This window comes from Hydrogenibacillus schlegelii, assembly GCF_001653195.1.
Lineage (GTDB): Bacteria > Bacillota > Bacilli > Thermicanales > DSM-22653 > Hydrogenibacillus > Hydrogenibacillus schlegelii.
Genome location: NZ_JXBB01000023.1, coordinates 135,745 through 155,418, shown reverse-complemented (window position 1 = coordinate 155,418; position 19,674 = coordinate 135,745). Strand labels below are relative to the sequence as shown.

General features: G+C 70.0%; 23 protein-coding genes and 1 pseudogene. 1 reads left to right on the top strand and 23 read right to left on the bottom strand.

Going from position 1 to position 19,674, the window contains the following annotated elements; all coding sequences use genetic code 11:
- Position 1: 1 nt before the first annotated feature.
- From SA87_RS07680 to upp, 15 genes are all read right to left on the bottom strand, one after another.
- Positions 2-496 carry an NADH-quinone oxidoreductase subunit C gene (locus SA87_RS07680; protein ID WP_066201550.1) on the bottom strand — a complete coding sequence of 165 codons (495 nt, stop codon included), beginning with the start codon at positions 494-496 and terminating at the stop codon, positions 2-4.
- Positions 489-1,061, bottom strand: a complete 573-nt coding sequence (locus SA87_RS07675; protein ID WP_066201712.1) for a NuoB/complex I 20 kDa subunit family protein — start codon at positions 1,059-1,061, stop codon at positions 489-491. Before SA87_RS07675 ends, SA87_RS07680 begins: the two co-directional genes overlap by 8 nt.
- Complete coding sequence (locus SA87_RS07670; RefSeq protein ID WP_066201548.1) at positions 1,058-1,426, bottom strand: NADH-quinone oxidoreductase subunit A; 369 nt, start codon at positions 1,424-1,426, stop codon at positions 1,058-1,060. The genes SA87_RS07675 and SA87_RS07670 overlap by 4 nt, the downstream gene beginning before the upstream one ends.
- Positions 1,427-1,845: 419 nt before the next feature.
- Positions 1,846-2,274: an ATP synthase F1 subunit epsilon gene (gene atpC / locus SA87_RS07665; protein ID WP_066201545.1), complete on the bottom strand. Its 429-nt coding sequence runs from the start codon at positions 2,272-2,274 to the stop codon at positions 1,846-1,848.
- Positions 2,271-3,698, bottom strand: a complete 1,428-nt coding sequence (gene atpD / locus SA87_RS07660) for a F0F1 ATP synthase subunit beta (protein ID WP_082718256.1) — start codon at positions 3,696-3,698, stop codon at positions 2,271-2,273. The genes atpC and atpD overlap by 4 nt, the downstream gene beginning before the upstream one ends.
- 21 nt (positions 3,699-3,719) lie before the next feature.
- Positions 3,720-4,634: an ATP synthase F1 subunit gamma gene (gene atpG / locus SA87_RS07655; RefSeq protein ID WP_066201543.1), complete on the bottom strand. Its 915-nt coding sequence runs from the start codon at positions 4,632-4,634 to the stop codon at positions 3,720-3,722.
- A 21-nt stretch (positions 4,635-4,655) separates the two neighbouring features.
- Positions 4,656-6,173 carry a F0F1 ATP synthase subunit alpha gene (gene atpA / locus SA87_RS07650; protein ID WP_066201541.1) on the bottom strand — a complete coding sequence of 506 codons (1,518 nt, stop codon included), beginning with the start codon at positions 6,171-6,173 and terminating at the stop codon, positions 4,656-4,658.
- A gap of 13 nt (positions 6,174-6,186) precedes the next feature.
- The gene (gene atpH / locus SA87_RS07645; RefSeq protein ID WP_066201540.1) at positions 6,187-6,756 is read right to left on the bottom strand and encodes an ATP synthase F1 subunit delta; all 570 of its coding nucleotides are present in this window, start codon (positions 6,754-6,756) and stop codon (positions 6,187-6,189) included.
- Positions 6,753-7,277, bottom strand: a complete 525-nt coding sequence (gene atpF / locus SA87_RS07640; RefSeq protein ID WP_082910503.1) for a F0F1 ATP synthase subunit B — start codon at positions 7,275-7,277, stop codon at positions 6,753-6,755. The genes atpH and atpF overlap by 4 nt, the downstream gene beginning before the upstream one ends.
- A gap of 88 nt (positions 7,278-7,365) precedes the next feature.
- The gene (gene atpE, locus SA87_RS07635) at positions 7,366-7,578 is read right to left on the bottom strand and encodes a F0F1 ATP synthase subunit C (RefSeq protein WP_066201538.1); all 213 of its coding nucleotides are present in this window, start codon (positions 7,576-7,578) and stop codon (positions 7,366-7,368) included.
- Between the two features lie 104 nt (positions 7,579-7,682).
- Positions 7,683-8,393, bottom strand: coding sequence for a F0F1 ATP synthase subunit A (gene atpB / locus SA87_RS07630; RefSeq protein WP_066201535.1), 711 nt, complete (start codon positions 8,391-8,393; stop codon positions 7,683-7,685).
- A 5-nt stretch (positions 8,394-8,398) separates the two neighbouring features.
- A complete protein-coding gene (locus SA87_RS07625) occupies positions 8,399-8,767 on the bottom strand; it encodes a hypothetical protein (protein WP_066201532.1) in 369 nt (122 codons plus the stop codon).
- Position 8,768: 1 nt separating this feature from the next.
- A complete protein-coding gene (locus SA87_RS07620; protein ID WP_066201529.1) occupies positions 8,769-8,987 on the bottom strand; it encodes an AtpZ/AtpI family protein in 219 nt (72 codons plus the stop codon).
- Between the two features lie 165 nt (positions 8,988-9,152).
- Positions 9,153-10,325, bottom strand: coding sequence for a non-hydrolyzing UDP-N-acetylglucosamine 2-epimerase (gene wecB / locus SA87_RS07615; RefSeq protein WP_066201527.1), 1,173 nt, complete (start codon positions 10,323-10,325; stop codon positions 9,153-9,155).
- Positions 10,322-10,951: a uracil phosphoribosyltransferase gene (gene upp / locus SA87_RS07610; protein WP_066201522.1), complete on the bottom strand. Its 630-nt coding sequence runs from the start codon at positions 10,949-10,951 to the stop codon at positions 10,322-10,324. Before upp ends, wecB begins: the two co-directional genes overlap by 4 nt.
- A gap of 100 nt (positions 10,952-11,051) precedes the next feature.
- Here upp and SA87_RS07605 point away from each other — a divergent pair, with 100 nt between their 5' ends.
- On the top strand, positions 11,052-11,930 hold the full coding sequence (locus SA87_RS07605) for an ABC transporter ATP-binding protein (RefSeq protein WP_082910502.1): 879 nt from the start codon (positions 11,052-11,054) through the stop codon (positions 11,928-11,930).
- Positions 11,931-12,058: 128 nt separating this feature from the next.
- Here SA87_RS07605 and SA87_RS07600 read toward each other — a convergent pair whose 3' ends face one another.
- From SA87_RS07600 to prmC, 8 genes and pseudogenes are all read right to left on the bottom strand, one after another.
- Entirely contained in the window at positions 12,059-13,318 is a 1,260-nt protein-coding gene (locus SA87_RS07600; RefSeq protein WP_066201520.1) for a serine hydroxymethyltransferase, read from the bottom strand.
- 121 nt (positions 13,319-13,439) lie between these two features.
- Positions 13,440-14,063: a TIGR01440 family protein gene (locus SA87_RS07595; protein ID WP_066201518.1), complete on the bottom strand. Its 624-nt coding sequence runs from the start codon at positions 14,061-14,063 to the stop codon at positions 13,440-13,442.
- Positions 14,060-14,521: a ribose 5-phosphate isomerase B gene (gene rpiB / locus SA87_RS14030; RefSeq protein ID WP_066201700.1), complete on the bottom strand. Its 462-nt coding sequence runs from the start codon at positions 14,519-14,521 to the stop codon at positions 14,060-14,062. Before rpiB ends, SA87_RS07595 begins: the two co-directional genes overlap by 4 nt.
- A gap of 117 nt (positions 14,522-14,638) precedes the next feature.
- A pseudogene (locus tag SA87_RS14025) lies at positions 14,639-15,067 on the bottom strand (low molecular weight protein arginine phosphatase); the annotation flags it as partial.
- Between the two features lie 163 nt (positions 15,068-15,230).
- Positions 15,231-16,361, bottom strand: a complete 1,131-nt coding sequence (locus SA87_RS07585; RefSeq protein WP_066201515.1) for an L-threonylcarbamoyladenylate synthase — start codon at positions 16,359-16,361, stop codon at positions 15,231-15,233.
- Between the two features lie 65 nt (positions 16,362-16,426).
- Positions 16,427-17,722, bottom strand: a complete 1,296-nt coding sequence (locus SA87_RS07580; protein ID WP_066201512.1) for a homoserine dehydrogenase — start codon at positions 17,720-17,722, stop codon at positions 16,427-16,429.
- A 173-nt stretch (positions 17,723-17,895) separates the two neighbouring features.
- Positions 17,896-18,696, bottom strand: coding sequence for a stage II sporulation protein R (locus tag SA87_RS07575; RefSeq protein WP_066201509.1), 801 nt, complete (start codon positions 18,694-18,696; stop codon positions 17,896-17,898).
- A 127-nt stretch (positions 18,697-18,823) separates the two neighbouring features.
- A complete protein-coding gene (gene prmC, locus SA87_RS07570; protein ID WP_066201506.1) occupies positions 18,824-19,672 on the bottom strand; it encodes a peptide chain release factor N(5)-glutamine methyltransferase in 849 nt (282 codons plus the stop codon).
- Positions 19,673-19,674: the final 2 nt, after the last annotated feature.

Below are 19,674 nucleotides of genomic sequence, written 5' to 3'. Positions count from 1 at the left end.
CTTACACCCCCTCGTCGTGCGGCGCGTAATCTTTCCGGAGCGGGTGGCCGACCCAGTCGTCGGGGAGGAGAATCCGCCGGAGGTTCGGGTGCCCCTCGAAATGGAGACCGAAGTGGTCGTACGCCTCCCGTTCCTGCCAGTCCGCCGCCGGATAGAGATCCGCCACCGACGGGAGGCGCGGGTCTTCCCGGGGGACGACCACCTTGAGGGCGACGGCGTGGCCGGATTCCATCGACTGCAGGTAGTAAAAGACTTCCATCCGGTCCGGCGGCCGGTCGATGCCGTGGAGGGTGTTCAAAAAGTCAAAGCGAAACGCCGGTTCATCCCGGAGGAAGGCGAGGACCGCCCGGAGCCGCTCCGGCGGCACGACGAGGAGGGGCGCCGGACCGAGGTGCGGCCCGACGGACGCCTCGAGGATGGCCTCCGGTCCGACGGCGGTGCGAATGGCCGAAACCAGGCGCTCGAGAAGCGCCTCGGCAGGGACCGCCTCAGCCACGGGCCGTCACCTCCCGCCCCCGCCGGGCCTCCGCCCGGATCTTCGCCCGGAGCTTTTGAAAGCCGTAGATGAGGGCGACCGGGCTCGGCGGGCAGCCGGGAATGTAGACGTCGACCGGGACGATCTGGTCGACGCCCTTGACGACGCTGTACGAGCGGACGTACGGCCCGCCGGCGGTGGCGCAGCTCCCCATGGCGATCACCCACCGGGGCTCCGCCATCTGGTCGTACAGGCGCCTTAAAATCGGCGCCATCTTCTTCGTCACCGTGCCGGAGACGATCATGACGTCCGCCTGCCGGGGCGAGTTCCGGAAAAAGATGCCGAAGCGGTCGGCGTCGAAATGACTGCCGCTCGTCGCCATCATCTCGATGGCGCAGCAGGCGAGGCCGAAGGTGAGCGGCCACGTCGAGTGGGACCGGGCCCAGGCGAGAACGTCTTCCAGGGTGGTAAAAAGAACGTTTTTCCGAAGGAGCGCCTCGGCCTCCGCCTCGCCGGCGACCGCCTCGAGCCCGAGGTCGAAGGGCGCGAGCTTCGGCGATCCATGCTCCGGTTTCAGTCCGGTCATTTCCATTCCAGCGCCCCCTTTCGCCAGGCGTAAAAAAGAGCAAACCCGATCAGACCGAGAAAGACGAGCCCTTCGACGAAGGCAAACGCCTTCGCCTGGCCGAAGGCGACGGCCCACGGATAGAGGAAGAGCACCTCGACGTCGAAGAGGACGAAGAGGAGGGCGATGAGGTAGTAATGCGCCCGGAAGCGGACGCGGCTCGTGCCGAACGGCTCGACGCCGCTTTCATACGTCGCGAGCTTCTCCGGATACGGCCGGTGGGGCCGGATCAGGCGGGCGAGGCCGAAGGCGACGAGCGGGAGCCCCACCCCGAGGGCGATGAACCAGGCGACGAGGAGGTAATCGCTCCAATAATGTGACTCCATTCACATGGCCCTCCTCAATAAAACGTTTGTGACAAAGCGGCGACCGTTTTATTGACTATGTGCATTATATCACAGATGAATGCTCCAATTGAACATGCAAAAACCGCCGATCGCCTGCCGGCGACCGGCGGTCCGCCTCGCGCCAAAGCCGGGGCTTCGGGCGCGGATCCGGCGCTCTTTGGGGGCGGTGAAACGCCGTTTTTCCGGATTGTGCCTTTTTTCTCGAGAAGTCTTCCCCGCCGGGCGCCCTTCGCGCTTTTTTACCGGCTGGGGTTCGTCCCCCTCGCCGGACGCGCCGGCGGCCGAACCCGAAGGCCGCCGCCCGGAGCCCGGGCCGCCGCGCCGCTCGGTCTCCGGGCCGCTCTTCCCCGCCCCGAGGCGCAGGAGGGCCCGGGGCCGAGACGCGATCGATCCGCGCCTTACGCTCCGTCGCCGCCTCCGACTTCGAGGCGCATGAGGGCCCGCCGGAGGGCGAGCTCCGCCTTGACGTAGGCGATCTTCGCCTCGGCATCCGTCCGCCGGCGGGCCTCCTCCATCGCCGCTTCCGCCCGGGCTTTCGCCCGGCGGGCTCGCTCGAGGTCGATCTCCTCCGGCAGCTCCGCCGCTTCGGCGAGGATCGTCGCCTCCGTCCCCCGCACTTCGAGGAAACCGCCGCTTACGGCGATGCGCTTTTCCCGGCCGTCGGGAAAGGTGACCTTCGCCGGCGCGATGGCGAGGGCGGTGACGAAAGGGATGTGGTGGGCGGCGATGCCGAGGTCGCCCTCCACGCCCCGGACGGCGAGGAAGACGACGTCGTCGGAGAAGATCTTCCGCTCCGGGGTGACGATCTCCAGGCGGAACGTGTTCATGAGACTTCCACCCGCTCGACGAGGGTCTTCGCCTTCTCGACCGCTTCGTCGATCGTCCCGACCATGTAGAAGGCCGCCTCGGGGAGGTCGTCGTGCTTGCCTTCGAGGATTTCTTTGAAGCTGCGAACGGTCTCCTTGACCGGGACGTATTTCCCTTTGAGGCCCGTAAACTGCTCGGCGACGTGGAACGGCTGCGAGAGGAAGCGCTCGATCCGCCGGGCCCGGTGGACGATGAGTTTGTCTTCGTCCGAAAGCTCGTCCATGCCGAGGATGGCGATGATGTCCTGGAGCTCCTTGTAGCGCTGGAGGATCCGCTGGACGCCCCGGGCGACTTCGTAGTGCTCCCGGCCGACGATGTTCGGGTCGAGGAGACGGGACGTCGAGGCGAGCGGGTCGACGGCCGGGTAGATGCCCTTTTCGGCGATGCGCCGCTCGAGGTTCGTCGTCGCGTCGAGGTGGGCGAACGTCGTCGCCGGTGCCGGGTCGGTGTAGTCGTCCGCCGGAACGTAGATCGCCTGGATGGAGGTGATGGAGCCCTTTTTCGTCGAGACGATCCGCTCCTGGAGCTGCCCCATTTCCGTCGCCAGCGTCGGCTGGTAGCCGACGGCGGACGGCATGCGGCCGAGGAGGGCGCTCACCTCGGAGCCGGCCTGGACGAAGCGGAAAATGTTGTCGATGAACAGAAGCACGTCCCGGCCTTCGTCGTCCCGGAAGTATTCCGCCATCGTCAGGGCGGCGAGGGCGACCCGGAGACGGGCGCCCGGCGGTTCGTTCATCTGGCCGAACACGAGGGCCGTCTTGTCGATGACGCCGGCCTCGATCATCTCGTGGTAGAGGTCGTTCCCTTCGCGGGTCCGCTCGCCGACGCCGGCGAAGAGCGAATAGCCGCCGTGCTGGATGGCGATGTTGTTGATGAGCTCCTGGATCAGCACCGTCTTGCCGACGCCGGCGCCGCCGAAGAGGCCGATCTTCCCGCCCCGAGGGTACGGGGTGAGGAGGTCGATGACCTTGATCCCCGTCTCGAAGATCTCGTCGGCGGTCGACAGGTCTTCAAACTTCGGCGCCGGCCGGTGGATCGGCCGGTATTCGAGGGGTTTGACCGGCTCTTTCTCGTCGATCTCTTCGCCGAGGACGTTGAACATCCGACCGAGAACCTGCGGTCCGACCGGAACGGAGATCGGCCGGCCGGTGTCCTTCACTTCCATCCCCCGGACGACGCCGTCGGTCGAGCTCATGGCGATGCAGCGGACGACGTTGTCGCCGAGGTGCTGGGCGACTTCGAGGGTGAGGCGGACGTCGATGCCCTCCCCTTCCTTGGCCTTGTGGTCGATGATGAGGGCGTTCAAGATGTCCGGCAGGTGCCCGTCGTCGAAGGCGACGTCGACGACGGGGCCCATGACGGCCACGACGCGCCCGGTGTGCACGTTCGACCCTCCCCCTTCCGGTCAGCGCGACGCCGCGAGGGCGTTTGCGCCGCCGACGATTTCGGCGATCTCCTGCGTGATCGCCGCCTGCCGCGCGCGGTTCAGTTCCAACGTGTAGCTTTCGATCATCTCCGCCGCCGCGTCCGTCGCGGCGCCCATCGCCGTCATCCGGGCGGCGTGCTCGCCGGCCTTCGCCTCGAGGAGGGCGTTGAAGATGAGCGCCTCGGCGTAGCGCGGAAGGAGCGCCGCGAGCACCCCCTCCGGCGACGGTTCGAACTCGTACAGGGCCGGCGCCTCCGCCCGGCCGCCGTCCGGCCGGGCCCCCTCCCCGACGGGGGAAGCGCTCCCGTGAAGCGCCTCCTGGGTCAGGGGCAAAAGGCGGACGAGCTTCGGCCGCTGGACGAGGGGACTGATGAATTCGTTGTAGACGAGGATGAGGGCGTCGACCTCTCCGTCGGCAAAGAGGCGCACCGTCCGCTCGGCGAGGGCCTGGATGTCCGGGTACTCCGGAAAATCGCTCAAGCCGGTGATCTCGTCCCGGACGGGGAAGCCCCGCTTGACGAGGTAGTCCCGCCCTTTGCGGCCGATGGCGACGACGACGTAGGCGTCCCGGTCGAGGGCGGCGACTTCCCGGTGAAACGCCCGGAGGAGGTTGGCGTTGTAACCGCCGGCGAGCCCCCGGTCGGAGGTGATGACGACGTAGCCCCGGCGGCGGATCTCCCGTCCTTCGAGCATCGGATGGCGGACGCCGGCGGCGCCCCGGGCGATCGAGCGGATGATCTCCTGCATCTTTTCCGCGTACGGCCGGGAAGCCGCCGCCCGCTCCTGCGCCCGGCGGAGCTTGGACGCCGAGACGAGCTTCATCGCCTTGGTGATCTGCTGCGTGTTTTTGATGCTTCGGATGCGGGCCCGAAGCTCCCTGAGGCCCTTGGCCATCGAACCCCCCCTTCGGCCGGCTTACGCCTGGCCGGACGGCCGGAAGCCTTTTTTGAACTCGGCGATCGCCGCCTTGAGCTTGTCTTCGTCGGGGAGCTTTTTCGTCTCGCGGATCTCGTCGAGGAGCGCCTTCTGTTCCGCCTCGAAGTAGGCGATGAGCTCCCGCTCAAACCGCCGGACGTCGGCGACGGGAATGTCGTCGAGAAAGCCCCGGGTTCCGGCGAAGAGGGAGATGACCTGGTGTTCGATCGGCATCGGCTGGAACTGGTCCTGCTTCAAAAGCTCGACGAGCCGCTCGCCCCGGGCGAGCTGCGCCTGGGTCGCCTTGTCGAGGTCGGAGCCGAACTGGGCGAACGCCGCGAGCTCCCGGTACTGGGCGAGCTCGAGGCGGAGCGTGCCGGCGACCTTCCGCATCGCCGGGATCTGCGCCGAGCCGCCGACGCGGGAGACGGAGCGGCCGACGTCGATCGCCGGCCGGATGCCGGCATGGAAGAGGTCCGACTCGAGGAAGATCTGGCCGTCGGTGATCGAAATGACGTTCGTCGGGATGTAGGCGGAGATGTCGCCGGCCTGCGTCTCGATGAACGGGAGCGCCGTGATCGAGCCGCCGCCCTTCGCGTCGGACAGCTTCGCCGCCCGCTCGAGGAGGCGAGAATGAAGGTAGAAAACGTCGCCCGGGTACGCCTCCCGGCCCGGCGGCCGCCGGAGGAGGAGCGAAAGCTCCCGGTACGCCGCCGCCTGCTTGGAGAGGTCGTCGTAGACGATGAGGACGTGCTTGCCCTGGTGCATGAAATGTTCGGCCATGGCCACGCCGGCATACGGCGCGAGATAAAGAAGCGGGGCCGGTTCGGAAGCGCTCGCGGTGACGACGATCGTGTAGTCCATCGCGCCGTACTTCCGGAACGTCTCGACGACCTTCGCCACCGTCGACTCCTTCTGGCCGATGGCGACGTAGATGCAGATCATGTCCTGGCCCTTTTGGTTGATGATCGCGTCGACGGCGATGGCCGTCTTCCCGGTCTTCCGGTCGCCGATGATGAGCTCCCGCTGGCCCCGGCCGATCGGGATCATGGCGTCGATCGCCTTGATGCCGGTGAGCATCGGCTCCTTGACCGATTGCCGGTCGATGACGCCCGGCGCCGGCGACTCGACGGGGCGATAGCCTTCCGGCTCGATCGGCGGCCCGCCGTCGACCGGCTGGCCGAGGGGGTTGACGACCCGGCCGATGAGGCGCCGGCCGACCGGCACTTCCATAATGCGCTTCGTCCGCCGGACGACGTCGCCTTCCTTGATGTGCTGGTACGGCCCCATGATGACGGCGCCGACGCTGTCTTCGTTCAGGTTGAGCACCATGCCCATCGTGCCGCCGGGAAACTCGAGGAGCTCGCCGGCCATGGCGTTTTTGAGGCCGTGAATGAGGGCGATGCCGTCCCCGACCTGGATGATCGTGCCGACTTCAGCGACGTCGAGGGCGGTCCGGTATCGTTCGATCTGCTGCCTTAAAAGCGCGCTGATCTCTTCCGCCTTGATGGCGCTCATCGTCTCCCACCCTTCACCCGATCTTCCCGGGCTCCCGGGCGCCGGCGTCGGCGATGAGGCGGTCCTTCAGCTTCTCGAGCGCCCGGGCGATGCTCGCGTCGTACAGGCGCCCGTCGGCCTCGAGGACGAAGCCGCCGATGAGGCGCCGGTCGACGGTCGCCTCGAGCTCGACGCCCCGATAGCCCTGGGCCAGAAAGAGGGCTTCAATCTGCTCACGCACGCGCTCCGGAAGCGGCCGGGCGCTTCGGACGCGCACCCGAAGGCGCCCGTCCGCCCGGTCGACCTCTGCCCGAAAGGCGTCCGCCGCCGCGGGGAGGAGGGCCGCCCGACCGTGCTCGACGAGGAGGCGGACGAACCGGACGAGGCGCTCGTCGGCCCCTTCCAGCGCCCGTTCGAGCAGGGCCATCTTGTCTTCGGACCGGACGAGGGGATGCCGGAGCCATTCGAGGGCGCCCGGCGTCTCACGGAGCCAGGTGACGACGTCGGTCAGACGTTCGACGGCCGGCCGGCGGGCCTCCGGCGGGAGCGCCTGGTAGAGGGCCCGGGCGTAGCGCCGGGCGATCCGTTCATCCCGCCAGCTCATCGGAGGCCCCCCACTTCCTCCAGCACCCGTTCGGCGTACGCCCGCTCGGCCGCCTCGTCGACGGATTGTTCGAGGATGCGGCCGGCGATGAGGACGGAAAGGTCGGCCACCTCCCGCCGGAGGGCCGCCACCGCCCGGGCGCGCTCCTCTTCGATCGCCCGCCGGGCCTCTTCCCGGAGGCGAACGCTTTCTTCGTTGGCCTGGGCAAGAAGCGCCTCGGCTTCTTTTTCCGCCATGTGCCGGGCGCGGGCGAGGATCGCCTCCGCCTCGCTCCGCGCTTCGGCGAGGCGGGCTTCGGCCTCGCGAAGCTTTTCTTCCGCCGCCCGCCGATCGGCCTCGGCGCCGGCGATGAGGTCATGGATGCGCTTTTCTCGCTTCTCCATGACGGAAAGAAGCGGTTTCAGCGCGTAGCGGCTTAAAAGGTACAGGAGGACGAGGAACGTCGCCAGGGTAAAGAGCATCGTGCCGAGCTCGAGGTTGATCCCGCCCTGGGCGTGGACTTCGGGCTGGGCCAGGAGCACGCCCAATCCTCCCTTCGCACATCGGTGCCATCGGTTTTGGCGGCGATAAAACGAGCGACCGCCTCAGGCGGTCGGCTCCGGACGGCCGTCAGCGGCCGAGGGTGAGGAAGGCGATGACGACGGCAATGATCGGAATCGCCTCGATGAGGCCAACGCCGATGAACATCGTCGTCTGCAGCGCGCCGCGGTACTCCGGCTGACGGGCGATCCCTTCGATCGTCCGGCTGATGACAAGACCGTTGCCCAAACTGGCGCCGAGGGCGGCCAGACCGGCGGCGATCGCAGCAGCAAGCACTCCCATGCTTATCTGATCCTCCTTTGCTGGTGATCCTGGCTCAAGGCCGTTCAAAGGAATGAATTTAAGAAAGAAGGGCAGGCCCCCGGTTCCACAAGAGCGCCTCGGCCTCAGTGAGCCTCGGCCTTGTGGGCGATGTAGACCATCGCCAGCACGACGAAGACGAACGACTGGATCGCGCCGACGAAGATGCTGAACGCCTGCCAGACCATAAGCGGCACGGCGGCCAGAAGCATCGTCAGCACGCCGGCTTTGGCCGCCCCGGCGAGCAGGCCGAGGAGCACCTCGCCGGCGTAGATGTTGCCGTAAAGACGCATGCCGTGCGTCAGGGTGTTGGAAAACTGCTCGATCACGTTGATCGGAAGAAAGAGAAAATTGGGCTTCAAGTACGACCGCAGGTAGCCGCCCCACCCGTGCTCCCGGATGCCGGAGTAGTGGGCGACGAGGAGCACCGCGATCGCGAGCGTCAAGGTCACGTTGGCGTCGGCCGTCGGCGACTTCCACCACTGGACGCCGCCGACGACGATGGCAAAGGGAAGCCCCAGCATGTTCGAGACGAAGATGAAGAGGAGGAGGGTCGTCGCGAGCAGGAGATAACGCTCGCCGAGGCGGGGGTTCATGGCGCTCCCGATGATGCCCCGGACGAACTCGATCACCCACTCGAGGACGTTCTGCATCCCCCGGGGGACGCCCGTCGTGAGCCGTCGCGTCCCGAGGACGGCAAGGATGAAGACGATCGCCGCGGCGACGACGTCCATGAGCATCGTCGAAAGGTTAAAGCGCATCCCCATCCAGGTGACGATCGGCGCCGCATGGGTCACGCGTCTCACCTCCTTCGGGCGCCGGGTGGCAGGCGGCGCTCGTACGACGCCGCGGCGGCCAGAAAGAACGGCACGGCCAGAAGTCCGGCCGCGTAGGCCCGGACGTCGATCGCCCCGCCGCTTCGGACGGCCAGCGCTGCGCCGAGGGCCGCCAGGGCAAAACGGAAGGCCGTCCCCAGCCCGCCGCGGCCGGGCGCCTCGATCAGGCGGCGAACCCGCCCGGCGAGCTGGACGGCGTTCACAAGCCCGATCGCCGCCCCGAGGGCAAGGCCGAAGCTCACCGGCGGCCAGACGCCGGCGATGCCGAGCAGGGCGACGGCCCCGGCCAGGACAAAGAGGGCGGCGATCGCCCGGGGCACGCCGGCCGCCTCCATCTCATTCCCTCCCGCCGCCGGAATTCGGCCGGCGGTCATCGCCGAGGACCGCCATGAGGGTCCGCACGAGCAAAAAGATTCCGGCGGCAATCCCGAGGAGGATAAAGAGCAGCAAAAAAAGCGGCGCGACCCCCAGCCGGCGGTCCAATGCGGTACCGAGCCAGTAGCCGAGGAGGATCGGCCCGACGAGCTTGCCGCTCGCCTCCCCGACCAGCGCCATCAGGTGCCACGGGCTCGACGGACCGTCGGATCTGTCCAAAGCCGCACCGCCCTCCCCGCTTCACCGCCGTCGTGCGCGGAATGCGTGATGATCCTCACCCATCGTAGCGTATGGAACTTTGTTTGTCAACGCGGCCGGGCGGGTCCCGGTCGGCCCGAACCCCCTTCAACGGTGAACGTTTTGTGAACGGCCGGGGCGAAACGGCGGCGGCGGCTCCGGCGCCTCGCCGAAGGCGTACCGGAGGGCGGCAACGATCCGCTCCGACGCCCGGCCGTCGCCGTACGGGTTCACCGCCGTCGCCATCGCCCGGTACGCCGCTTCGTCCGTGAGCAGCGTCCGGACCGCCGCTTCGATGCGGGCCTCGTCGGTGCCGACGAGCTTGAGCACGCCGAAAGCGACGCCCTCCGGCCGCTCGGTGACATCCCGAAGGACGAGGACCGGCTTGCCGAGGGAGGGAGCCTCTTCCTGGATGCCGCCGGAGTCGGTGAGGATGAGGTGCGCCCGGGCCATGACGTTGTGAAAGGCGATCACGTCGAGGGGCGGGATGAGGTGCACCCGGGGGTGATCTCCGAGGACGGCTTCCGCCGCTTCCCGGACGACGGGGTTCGGGTGCACCGGATAGACGACGGCGACGTCGCCGAACGCGTCGACGATCCGGCGGACGGCCCGGAAGATCCGCCGCAGGGGGGCGCCCCAGTTTTCCCGCCGGTGGGCCGTAAGAAGGAGCATCCGCCGTTCCCCGACCGCCTTCAGCACCGGGTGGTGAAAGTCCGGCCGGACCGTCGTCTTCAGGGCGTCGATGACGGTGTTTCCGGTGATGAAGATCCGCTCCGGCGGCTTGTTTTCCCGGCGGAGGGCCTCCGCCGCCCGCTCCGTCGGAGCAAAGTGATAATCGGCGAGGACGCCGGTGAGCTGCCGGTTCATCTCTTCGGGATAAGGGGCGTACTTGTCGTACGTCCGGAGGCCTGCCTCGACGTGGCCGACGGCGACCTTCCGGTAAAACGCCGCGAGCGCCGCGGCAAACGTCGTCGTCGTGTCGCCGTGGACGAGGACGACGTCCGGCGTCCAGTCGTCGAGGACGTCCAGGAGCCCCGTGAGCGCCCCCACGGTGATCTCCTGAAGCGTCTGGCCGGGCCGCATGAGGTCGAGGTCGTAATCCGGCCGGAGACCGAAAATCTGCAGCACCTGATCGAGCATCTCCCGATGCTGGGCGGTGACGGCGACCCGGGTCTCCCAGCGGGGAACCGCCTGAAGGGCGAGGACGAGCGGCGCCATCTTGATCGCCTCCGGCCGGGTGCCGAAGACGACGAGGAGGCGCCGGCGGGCCGGGGCGGTCATTTCGTCCCGAACAGGCGATCGCCGGCGTCGCCGAGCCCCGGGACGATGTAGCCGTGCTCGTTCAGCCGCTCGTCGACGGCGGCGACGTACAGGTCGACGTCCGGGTGGTCCGCCTGCAGGCGGGCGATCCCTTCCGGCGCGGCGATGAGCACCATGAGCTTGATCGACCGGGCGCCGCGGTTTTTCAAGACCGCGATCGAGTGGGACGCCGAGCCGCCGGTGGCGAGCATCGGGTCGAGCACGATGAGCTCCCGCTCCGCGATGTCGCTCGGGAGCTTGACGTAGTATTCGACCGGCTGTAGGGTCTCCGGATCCCGGTAGACGCCCATGTGGCCGACCTTGGCCGTCGGGAGGATCTTGAGCATGCCGTCGACCATGCCGAGGCCGGCCCGGAGGATCGGGATGAGGCCGATCTTCCGACCGCTTAAGACCCGCGTCCGGGCCGGCGCCACCGGCGTCTCGACGACGATTTCTTCCAGCGGGAGGTCCCGGGTGATCTCATAGGCCATGAGCATGGCCACTTCGTTCATCAGTTCGCGAAATTCCTTCGTTCCCGTCCGCCTGTCGCGGATGAAACTGAGCTTGTGCTGGATGAGGGGATGATCGAAGATGTGCACTTTGCCCATCGCGCGGCCTCCATCGCCTGAGGTCTTGACCATTATAGCAGATCTCCCCCACAATGGAAAAAACGCGCCGGACGCCGGCGCAGGGAGGAGGCCCGCGCGGATGGAGCGGAGGGATGAGCGAAAAGAGCGAGACCGGGACGCCCGGGAGGCCCCCGGCTTGAAGACGGCGGGCGGGCCGATCGTCGCCCTCGACGGGGTGAGCGTCGTTCGGGACGGCCGGCCGCTCCTTCAGGACGTCACCTGGCGGGTCGCCCCTGGGGAGCGGTGGGCCGTTCTCGGCTTAAACGGCGCCGGCAAATCGACGCTCCTTCGGCTTCTGTCCGGGCGGCTTTTTCCGACCCGCGGAACCGTCCGGCTGTTCGGACACCGCCTCGGGACGGTGCCGGTCGAGGCGCTTCAGGCGAAGATCGGCTGGATCGGCGGGGAACTGAAGGAGGCGTTCGGCCCCGAATCGCCCCGGGAGATCGTCGCTCTGGGCCGCCGAGGCGCCGTCCGGCCGCCGGAGCGGCCGGCGCCGGCCGTCCTTGCCGCCGCCGGCGAGACCCTCGCGGCGGTCGGTCTGGACGGGGCGGCGATGGACCGGCCGTACGCGACGCTCTCCGACGGCGAACGGGCCCGGACGCTCCTCGCCCGGGCTCTTTTTTCCGACCCGGCGCTTTTCGTCTTCGACGAGCCGACGGCGGGGCTCGACCTCTTCGCCCGGGAGGCGCTCCTTGAGACGATCGACCGGCGCCTTTCGCAGACGAACGGCGCCGCCGTCTACGTCACCCACCACCTCGAAGAGGTGCTCCCCCTCTTCGATCGGGTGCTCCTCCTCAGGCGGGGCGAGGTCTTTTTCGCCGGCCCCCGGGCGGAGGCGCTGACCGAAGGGCGGCTCCGGGCGTTTTACGGGCGGCCCATCCGGCTCTACCGCTTCGGCGACCGCGTCTGGGCGCTGCCGGAAGCGCCGGCCCATCCGGAGGCGCCGACCGGGCGCTGAGGCGGAGGGCGACGACCAAAAAAGCGGCCCGCCGGCCGCCGCGCCCTCCGGCGCTTCCGACGGACCGCAGGCCTTCCGGTCGGCCCGTCCGGAGCGCCCGCCCGGGCGCGGTGCCGGCGGGCGGTGCCTCAGAGGCGGTAGCCCGGCACGAGGGCGTCGTACAGCGGAAAGCGCTCGACGAGGGCCTGAACCCGCCGCCGGGCTTCTTCTTCGGCGCCGGGCCGGGGATTTGGCGTGAGGACGAGGTCGAAAAGCTCGGCGATCTCGTCCATCGCCGCCTCGTCCATCCCCCGCGTCGTCACCGCCGCCGTCCCGACCCGAAGGCCGCTCGTCGTGTTCGGCTTTTCGGGGTCGAAGGGGATGGCGTTTTTGTTCGTCGTGATGCCGACGGCATCAAGACGCGCCTCGGCTTCCCTGCCGGTGAGGCCGCGGTTCCTGAGATCGATGAGGATGAGGTGGTTGTCGGTGCCGCCGGAGACGAGGCGAAAGCCCCGCGCCCGAAGCGCCTCGGCGAGCCGCCTGGCGTTTTTGACGACCTGCTCGCTGTAGCGCTTGAACGCCGGCTGAAGGGCTTCGCCCAGGGCGACCGCCTTGGCGGCGATGACGTGCATGAGGGGCCCGCCCTGGATGCCGGGGAAGAGCGCCTTGTCGATCGCCTTCGCGTAGCGCTCCCGGGAGAGGATCAGCCCGCCCCGGGGACCCCGAAGCGTCTTGTGGGTCGTCGTCGTGACGGCGTCGGCGTAAGGCACCGGGCTCGGGTGGAGGCCGGCGGCGACGAGGCCGGCGATGTGGGCCATGTCGACCATGAAGAGGGCGCCGACGGCGTCGGCGATCTCCCGAAAGCGGGCGAAGTCGATGATCCGCGGATAGGCGCTCGCGCCGGCGACGATGAGCTTCGGCCGATGCTCCTCGGCGAGGCGGTAGACGGCGTCGTAGTCGATCGTCTCCGTCTCGGGGTCGACGCCGTAGGCGACAAAGCGGTACAGCTTCCCGGAAAAATTCACCGGGCTCCCGTGGGTGAGGTGCCCGCCGTGGGCGAGGTCCATGCCGAGGACGGTGTCTCCCGGCTCGAGGAGGGCGTGGTAGACGGCCATGTTCGCCTGGGCGCCGGAGTGGGGCTGGACGTTCGCGTGCTCGGCGCCGAAGAGCGCCTTCGCCCGCTCCCGGGCGAGGTCTTCGACGACGTCGACGTACGTGCAGCCGCCGTAGTAGCGCCGGCCGGGGTAACCTTCGGCGTATTTGTTCGTGAGCACCGTGCCCATCGCTTCGAGGACGGCCGGGGAGACGAAGTTTTCCGAGGCGATGAGTTCGAGGTGGGACCGCTGCCGCTCAAGCTCCCGTTGAATCGCCCGGAAGACGTCCGGATCCTGGGCCCTTAACTGTTCCACGCGTCCTCTCCCTTTCCGGCCCCGGCGGAAAAAGCCGGGGCGCTCGATGGATGGCGTCGCGCCGAAACGGCCGCCTTCGCCCGGCGGAGCCGGCTCGGGCGAACCGGGCGGCTCCGGCCGCTTATCGGGGCTCCGGGTAGCGGGCCCGCGGCCCGCCGATGAGCTTCGGCCGACTGTAGGCGAGGGTCATCCGGGCGGCCCCGACGGTCCGCCGGGGCGGCCGAAACGGCACGACGACGGGTTTCAGATGCATCCCGATCAGCGTCTCGCCGATGTCGAGGCCGGCGTCGGCCCGGACGGCCTCGACGCAGACCGCCTCCGGCAAGAGGTCGTAGGCGGCGGTGGCGAGGGCGCCGCCGGCCTCCGGCACCGGCCGGACGGTGACTTCTTCGAGGCCGAACGCCTCCAGCGTCTCCCGCCGGACGACGAGGGCCCGGTTGAGGTGCTCGCAGCACTGGTAGGCCGTATGAAACCCGTGGTGTTCCCGAACGGCTTCCACCGCCCGGACGATCGCCTCCCCGTAGGCGAGGGTCGGCCGCTTCCCGATCGGCCCGCCGGCGATCTCGCTCGTGCTCGCCCCGACGACGAAGAGGTGCTTCGGCCCGAGGGGGCGCCGCTCGAGGAGCGCCTTCAGGGCTTCGGCGACCGCCGCCTCGATCTCCCGGACGAGATCGGCGCCGGGGCCGGGATCGGCGGGGTTCGGGCCGGCTTCCGCCGCCGGATGCGGCGGGCGCTCCGCCGTCATCGCCCCGTCGCCCCCTCGCTTCGGGCCTCCCGGGCGGCGATCTTTTCGATCCGGCGGGCGTGACGCCCCCCTTCAAACGGCGTCTCCAGCCAGACGCGGACGATCTCCTTGGCGAGATCCGGGCCGAGGAGGCGGCCGCCCATCGTGAGGACGTTCGCGTCGTTGTGGGCGCGGGTCGCCCGGGCCGAAAAGAGGTCGTGGACGAGGGCGGCCCGGACGCCCGGCACCTTGTTGGCCGCGATGGCCATGCCGATGCCGGTGCCGCAGAGCAGGATGCCCCGGTCGACCTCGCCCCGGGCGACCATCTCCGCGACGGGAAAGGCGTAGTCGGGGTAATCGACGGCGGCTTCCGACGTCGTGCCGACGTCGATCACCTCATGGCCGAGGGACTGAACGTATGCCTTCACGATCTCCTTCAGACGAAAGCCGCCGTGATCAGCGCCGAGGGCGATGCGCATCGAATCCCCCTTCGGGCGAGCGTCGGATCCGGCGGGGCCGGCCGGATCGCCATCGCCGTGGTCTTTCGCGTCATTATACCACACGTCCCGGAGGGCGCCGAAGAGCGCCTGCAGGGTTTCGGCGGTCCGTTCGTAGGCGGCCCGCCCGAGGCCGAACGGATCGGAGAGGTCGCCGACCCGAAGGGGCGCCCGACCGGCGGCCGTAAGGTGCGCGTCGACCCACGCCCCGAGCACAAACGTCTTTTCGGCATGTTCGGGGAACCGCCGGACGAGGACGTCCCGCTGGGCTTCGGTCATGGTGAGGACGACGTCGGCCCAGGCGAGGGCTTCGGCGTCGAGGGGCCGGGCGAGGTGGTCGTCGAGGGTGGTCCCGTACGCTTTGACGACCGCCCGGGCGTCGTCCGACGCCGGCGCCCCCGGCCAGGCGGCGAGCCCCGCCGAGCGAAACTCCGCCGCCTCGCCGAGGAGACGTCGGGCGAGGGCTTCGGCCATCGGCGAACGGCACGTATTGCCGGTGCAGACGAAAAGGACGCGCTTCGGCCGCATCGTCCCCCCTCCTTCATGGCGCGAACGCCGGGAAGATGAAATCCATGGCACGAACCGCCGGCGACGGAGCCGAGCTCCATTCCGGCCGTCGGCGGGGTGAACCGGAAGCATCGCGGGGGCACCGCACCCGGCCGCCCCCGGGATCGAGGCCGGAGCCGGCGCCTCATTCCGGCGCCGGCGCGGCGGGCGCCGCGTCTTGTCCTGGAAAAGGGGGGTCGCCGGCGGCTTTCCGCACGCGGTTCATCACCGCCCGGAAGAGGCCGGTCTCCGGCAGGCGGACGAAAAATGCCCGGGAGACCGCCTCCGGCCGGAGCGAACGAAAGGCGCCGTAAAGGGCCGCCGCCACCGTCTGCGGTTCGGACCGGCGTCCGACGATCACCCAGCGGAGCCGGTCGGAAGGGACGCCGGCCGCGGCGAGGAGCGCCCGCAGGCGGGCGGCGTCCTCCTCCGTCGCGAGGACCGCCGGCGGCGGTCCGGAGCCGGCGAGGAGCGCCCGCAGGGCCTCGACGGCCGCCCCCGCCCCGTCCTCGAGGTCGAGGAGGGCGAGGGGGACGTCCGGCGCATAGTGCCGGTACTTCATCCCCGGCGACCGGGGAGCCTCTCCCTCCCGGAGCGGGGCGGCGGGATCGACGACGGCGCCGTCGCCGAGGACGGCCTCAAGCATCTCGACGGTCACGGCGCCGGGGCGAAGGACGATCGCCGGGCGGCGGGTGACGTCGAGGACCGTCGACTCGAGCCCGATGCCGGCCGGGCCGCCGTCGACGACGGCGTCGATGCGGCCGGCGAGGTCTTCGAGGACGTGGGCCGCCGTCGTCGGGCTGGGCCGTCCGGAGCGGTTGGCGCTCGGCGCCACGATCGGGGCGCCCGCAGCCCGGATGAGCGCGCGGGCGACCGGATGGGCCGGGATGCGGACGGCGACGGTCGGCAGGCCGGCGAGGGCCGCCGGAGCGACGGTCCCCCGGGACGGGAGGACGAGGGTGAGCGGGCCCGGGGCATAGCGGACCCACAGCCGCCAGGCCTCCGGCGGGATGTCCCGGGCGACGCGGACGGCGTCTTCGGCGGCGGCGAGGTGGACGATGAGCGGGTTGTCCGCCGGCCGGCCTTTGGCGGCAAACAGACGCGCCACCGCCCGGGCGTCGGTGGCGACGGCGCCGAGGCCGTAGACGGTCTCCGTCGGAAAGGCGACGAGGCCGCCCCGCCGGAGGATCGCGGCCGCCTCCCGGATCGCCGGCGCCGTGAGGAGTTCGGTTTCCGGGGCGTGCGGTTCGACGACGAGGACGCGGGTCACGGTCATCCGGCGGCCGGGAACCCCGGCCGTCCCGTCTCCTCCTTTCAGAGCCGAGCATCCGGCGCCGGGCGTCAGAGCACCCGGAAGACGGCGTGGATCGCCCGGAGGGCCGAAAGGTCTCTCAGGCGCGTGAGGGCGGCGTCCAGGGCGGCCTGCGTCGCGGCGTGGGTGATGATGAGGATGTCCGCCGTGCGGGCCGCCGGGTCGGGCACCTGGACGATCCGCTCGATGCTCACCTCGCTTTCCGAAAGCGTTCGGGCGATGTGGGCGAGCACGCCGGGCGCGTCGTCGACCGTCAGGCGGAAGAAGTAGCGGCCGACGATCTCCGCCGGCGTCTTCAGACGCTTCGGCCGAAGCGGTCGGCCGAGGCGCTTGCCCGAGACGCCGAGCAGCATGTTTTTGATCACCGCGACGACGTCGCTCATGACGGCGGTGGCCGTCGGGAGGGAACCGGCCCCCTGGCCGTAAAACATCGTCTCGCCGACCGCCTCCCCGTGGACGAAGACGGCGTTGAAGGCGTCGCTCACGTTGGCCAGCGGATGATCCTTCGGCACGAGGGTCGGCTGCACGGCGATCTCGACGGAGCCGTCGTCCCGGATCGCCGTCCCGAGAAGCTTGACGGTGTAACCGAACTCGTCGGCATAGGCGATATCCTTCCGGTCGAGCCCCCGGATGCCCTGGACGGCGACGTCGTCGAGGGCAATCGGCATGTGAAAGCCGAGGGTCGCCAGGATGACCATCTTCCGGGCGGCGTCGAGGCCGTCGACGTCGCTCGACGGGTCGGCTTCGGCGTAGCCCAGGGCCTGCGCTTCCCGGAGCGCCTCGTCGAACGAGCGGCCCTGCCGACTCATCTGGGTGAGGATGTAGTTCGTCGTGCCGTTGATGATGCCGTAGATGCGGGTGATGCGGTCGGACGCAAACCCGTCCATCAGGGTGCGGATGATCGGAATGCCGCCGCCGACGCTCGCCTCAAAGTACAGGTCCGCCCCGTGCTCTCGGGCGACAGCGAGAAGATCGGCGCCGTAGAGCGCCATGAGGTCTTTGTTGGCGGTCACGACGTGCTTGCCCCGCCGGAGCGCCTCGAGGACGAGCGTCCGGGCCGGTTCGAGGCCGCCGATCACTTCGACGACGATCCGGATCTCCGGATCGTCCAGGATGACCCCCGGCTCGGTCGTGAGCACCTCCGGCGGCACCTTCACCGGGCGTTCCTTCGCCGGATCCCGGACGAGGATGCGCTTGACGACCAGCCGCTGACCGAGTTCCGCTTCCAGCTCTTCGGCGTGTTCGGCGATCAGCCGGACGACGCCGGATCCGACGGTGCCGAATCCCAGCAGGCCGACGGCAACCGGGGCCGGTTTCCCTCCCACTGCCGTACCTCCTCAGTGTACACTTGTTTATATTTTGTGGACATTATAGCCGAAAAACCGGCCCGGCGCAAGCCGGACCGGCGCGGACGCTCCTTTTGTTTGGACCCTGGGCGGCCGCCACGACGCCAACCTTCCCCTCCGGGCGCCCCGGCGGCCGGCCCCCGGGACGTCCATCACGACCGGAACCGCGCCCACCAGGCCATGAGCCGTTCGAGGAAAAAGAAGCGGACCTCCAAGCCCGTACCGCCGCTTTCGCCGGCTTCCCCGCAGGCGGCGTCCGAGGGGCCCGGCGGAGAGCCGGCGAAAGCGCCGGCCGGGGCGTCATGCGCGCCGTCCGCCGCCGGCGGGGTCCCGCCGACCGCCTCCGCACCGCCCGCCGGCGCCGTCGGAGCGGCCGTGCCGTCTTTCGCCCCGGCCTTTCCGGGGCCTTCGGTCGGGGGGGCGGCGCGGGCCTTGGGCCGCACCGCTTCCCGGGTGAGGCAGAGGGACGGGAAAAAGACACACCAGAGGTTGTGGCCTCGGCCGGCGCCGAGGGTGACGACGAGGGCCTCGGTGTCGCCGGCCGGAAGCCACCGGTCGCCGAACGGCTTGGCCGGAAACGGCTGGCGGCCGAAGGCGATCCGGGCGCCGTACGGGGCTCCGTTTTCCCGAAGGACCCCCTCGACGGCCGCGGCGACGGCCGGGAGCGACCGGAGGACGGCCCGGCGGACGGCGGCGGGCCCCTCCGCTTCCGCTTCAGAGACGGTCGGCGCGAGGACGGCAAGGACGGCGTCGGCGGCGGCGGCTTTGATCGCCTGATCGCGCGGGTGATCGCTGTGGGCGACGACGCGAAGCCGGATCGCCTCCGGCGGAAGCGCCGGGTGGAAAGCGGCGAGGAAGGCGGCGAAAAAAAGCCATAAGGCCCAACCGGCGGGCCCGAGCGCCTGCCGGCGGGATCGATGAAGCCAGACGACATCGAGCTTGGGACGCTCCATCCGTTCTCCCTCCCGCCTCCAGTCTCGCCAGCGGCGGGAGGGCATTATACGCCGACGCCAAAACGGCGCCCCGCCGGGGCGGACGAAGGCGACGAGGCGGGGCCAGGCCGCGTCCCGGGCGGCGCCGTCACGGCGCCCGTCCCAAGACGTACCGGTCGAGGCCGCGAAAATCCGGCCGGACGCTGAGCTCCCGGACGCCGGCGGCCCGAAGGAGGGCGAGGGCGGCCGCCGCCTGTCCGGCGCCGATCTCCAGGGCGACGAGGCCGCCGGGGCGGACGAAGGCGGCGAGGCGGGCGGCGATGAGGCGGTAGAAGGCGAGGCCGTCGGGGCCGGCAAAGAGGGCGGCCGGCGGCTCGAAGCGGGCGGCCGGAGAGACGGCCGCCCCTTCCGGCACGTACGGCGGGTTGGCGACGAGGACGTCGGCCGGCGCCGGCGGGACGTACGCCTCGATCGACGCCAGGGCGATGCGGACCCGCCGCCGTACGCCGAGGCGGCGGGCATTTTCCCGGGCGTAGAGGACGGCGACGGGGCTTTGGTCGATGCCGGTCACGGTCCAGGTCGGGCAGCGCCGGGCGAGGAGGACGGCGATCGCGCCGCTTCCGGTGCCGAGGTCGAGGGCCGTCCGGGGTTCGGCGCACGCCGGCTCCGCCGCGACGAGCTCGACGAGCCCTTCCGTCTCCGGCCGCGGGACGAGCACCCCCGGCCCGACGGCAAGCTCTTCCCCGGCAAACGGCGCCGTCCCGACGACGTAGGCAAACGGCTCGCCCCGGGCGAGCCGCCTGAGCAGGCGAAAAAACGCCGCCCGGGGGACCGTCGGCGCCGGATCGACGAACCGCCGGGCGAAGGCCGTCCCATCGAGGCCGAGGAGATGCCGGAGAAGCCACGCGGCGACCTGATCCGCGTCGAGGTCAGGCCGGCCGGCGAGGCGCGCCCGGGCGACGCGATACGCTTCGGCAACCGAAAGCTGATCGCGCACCG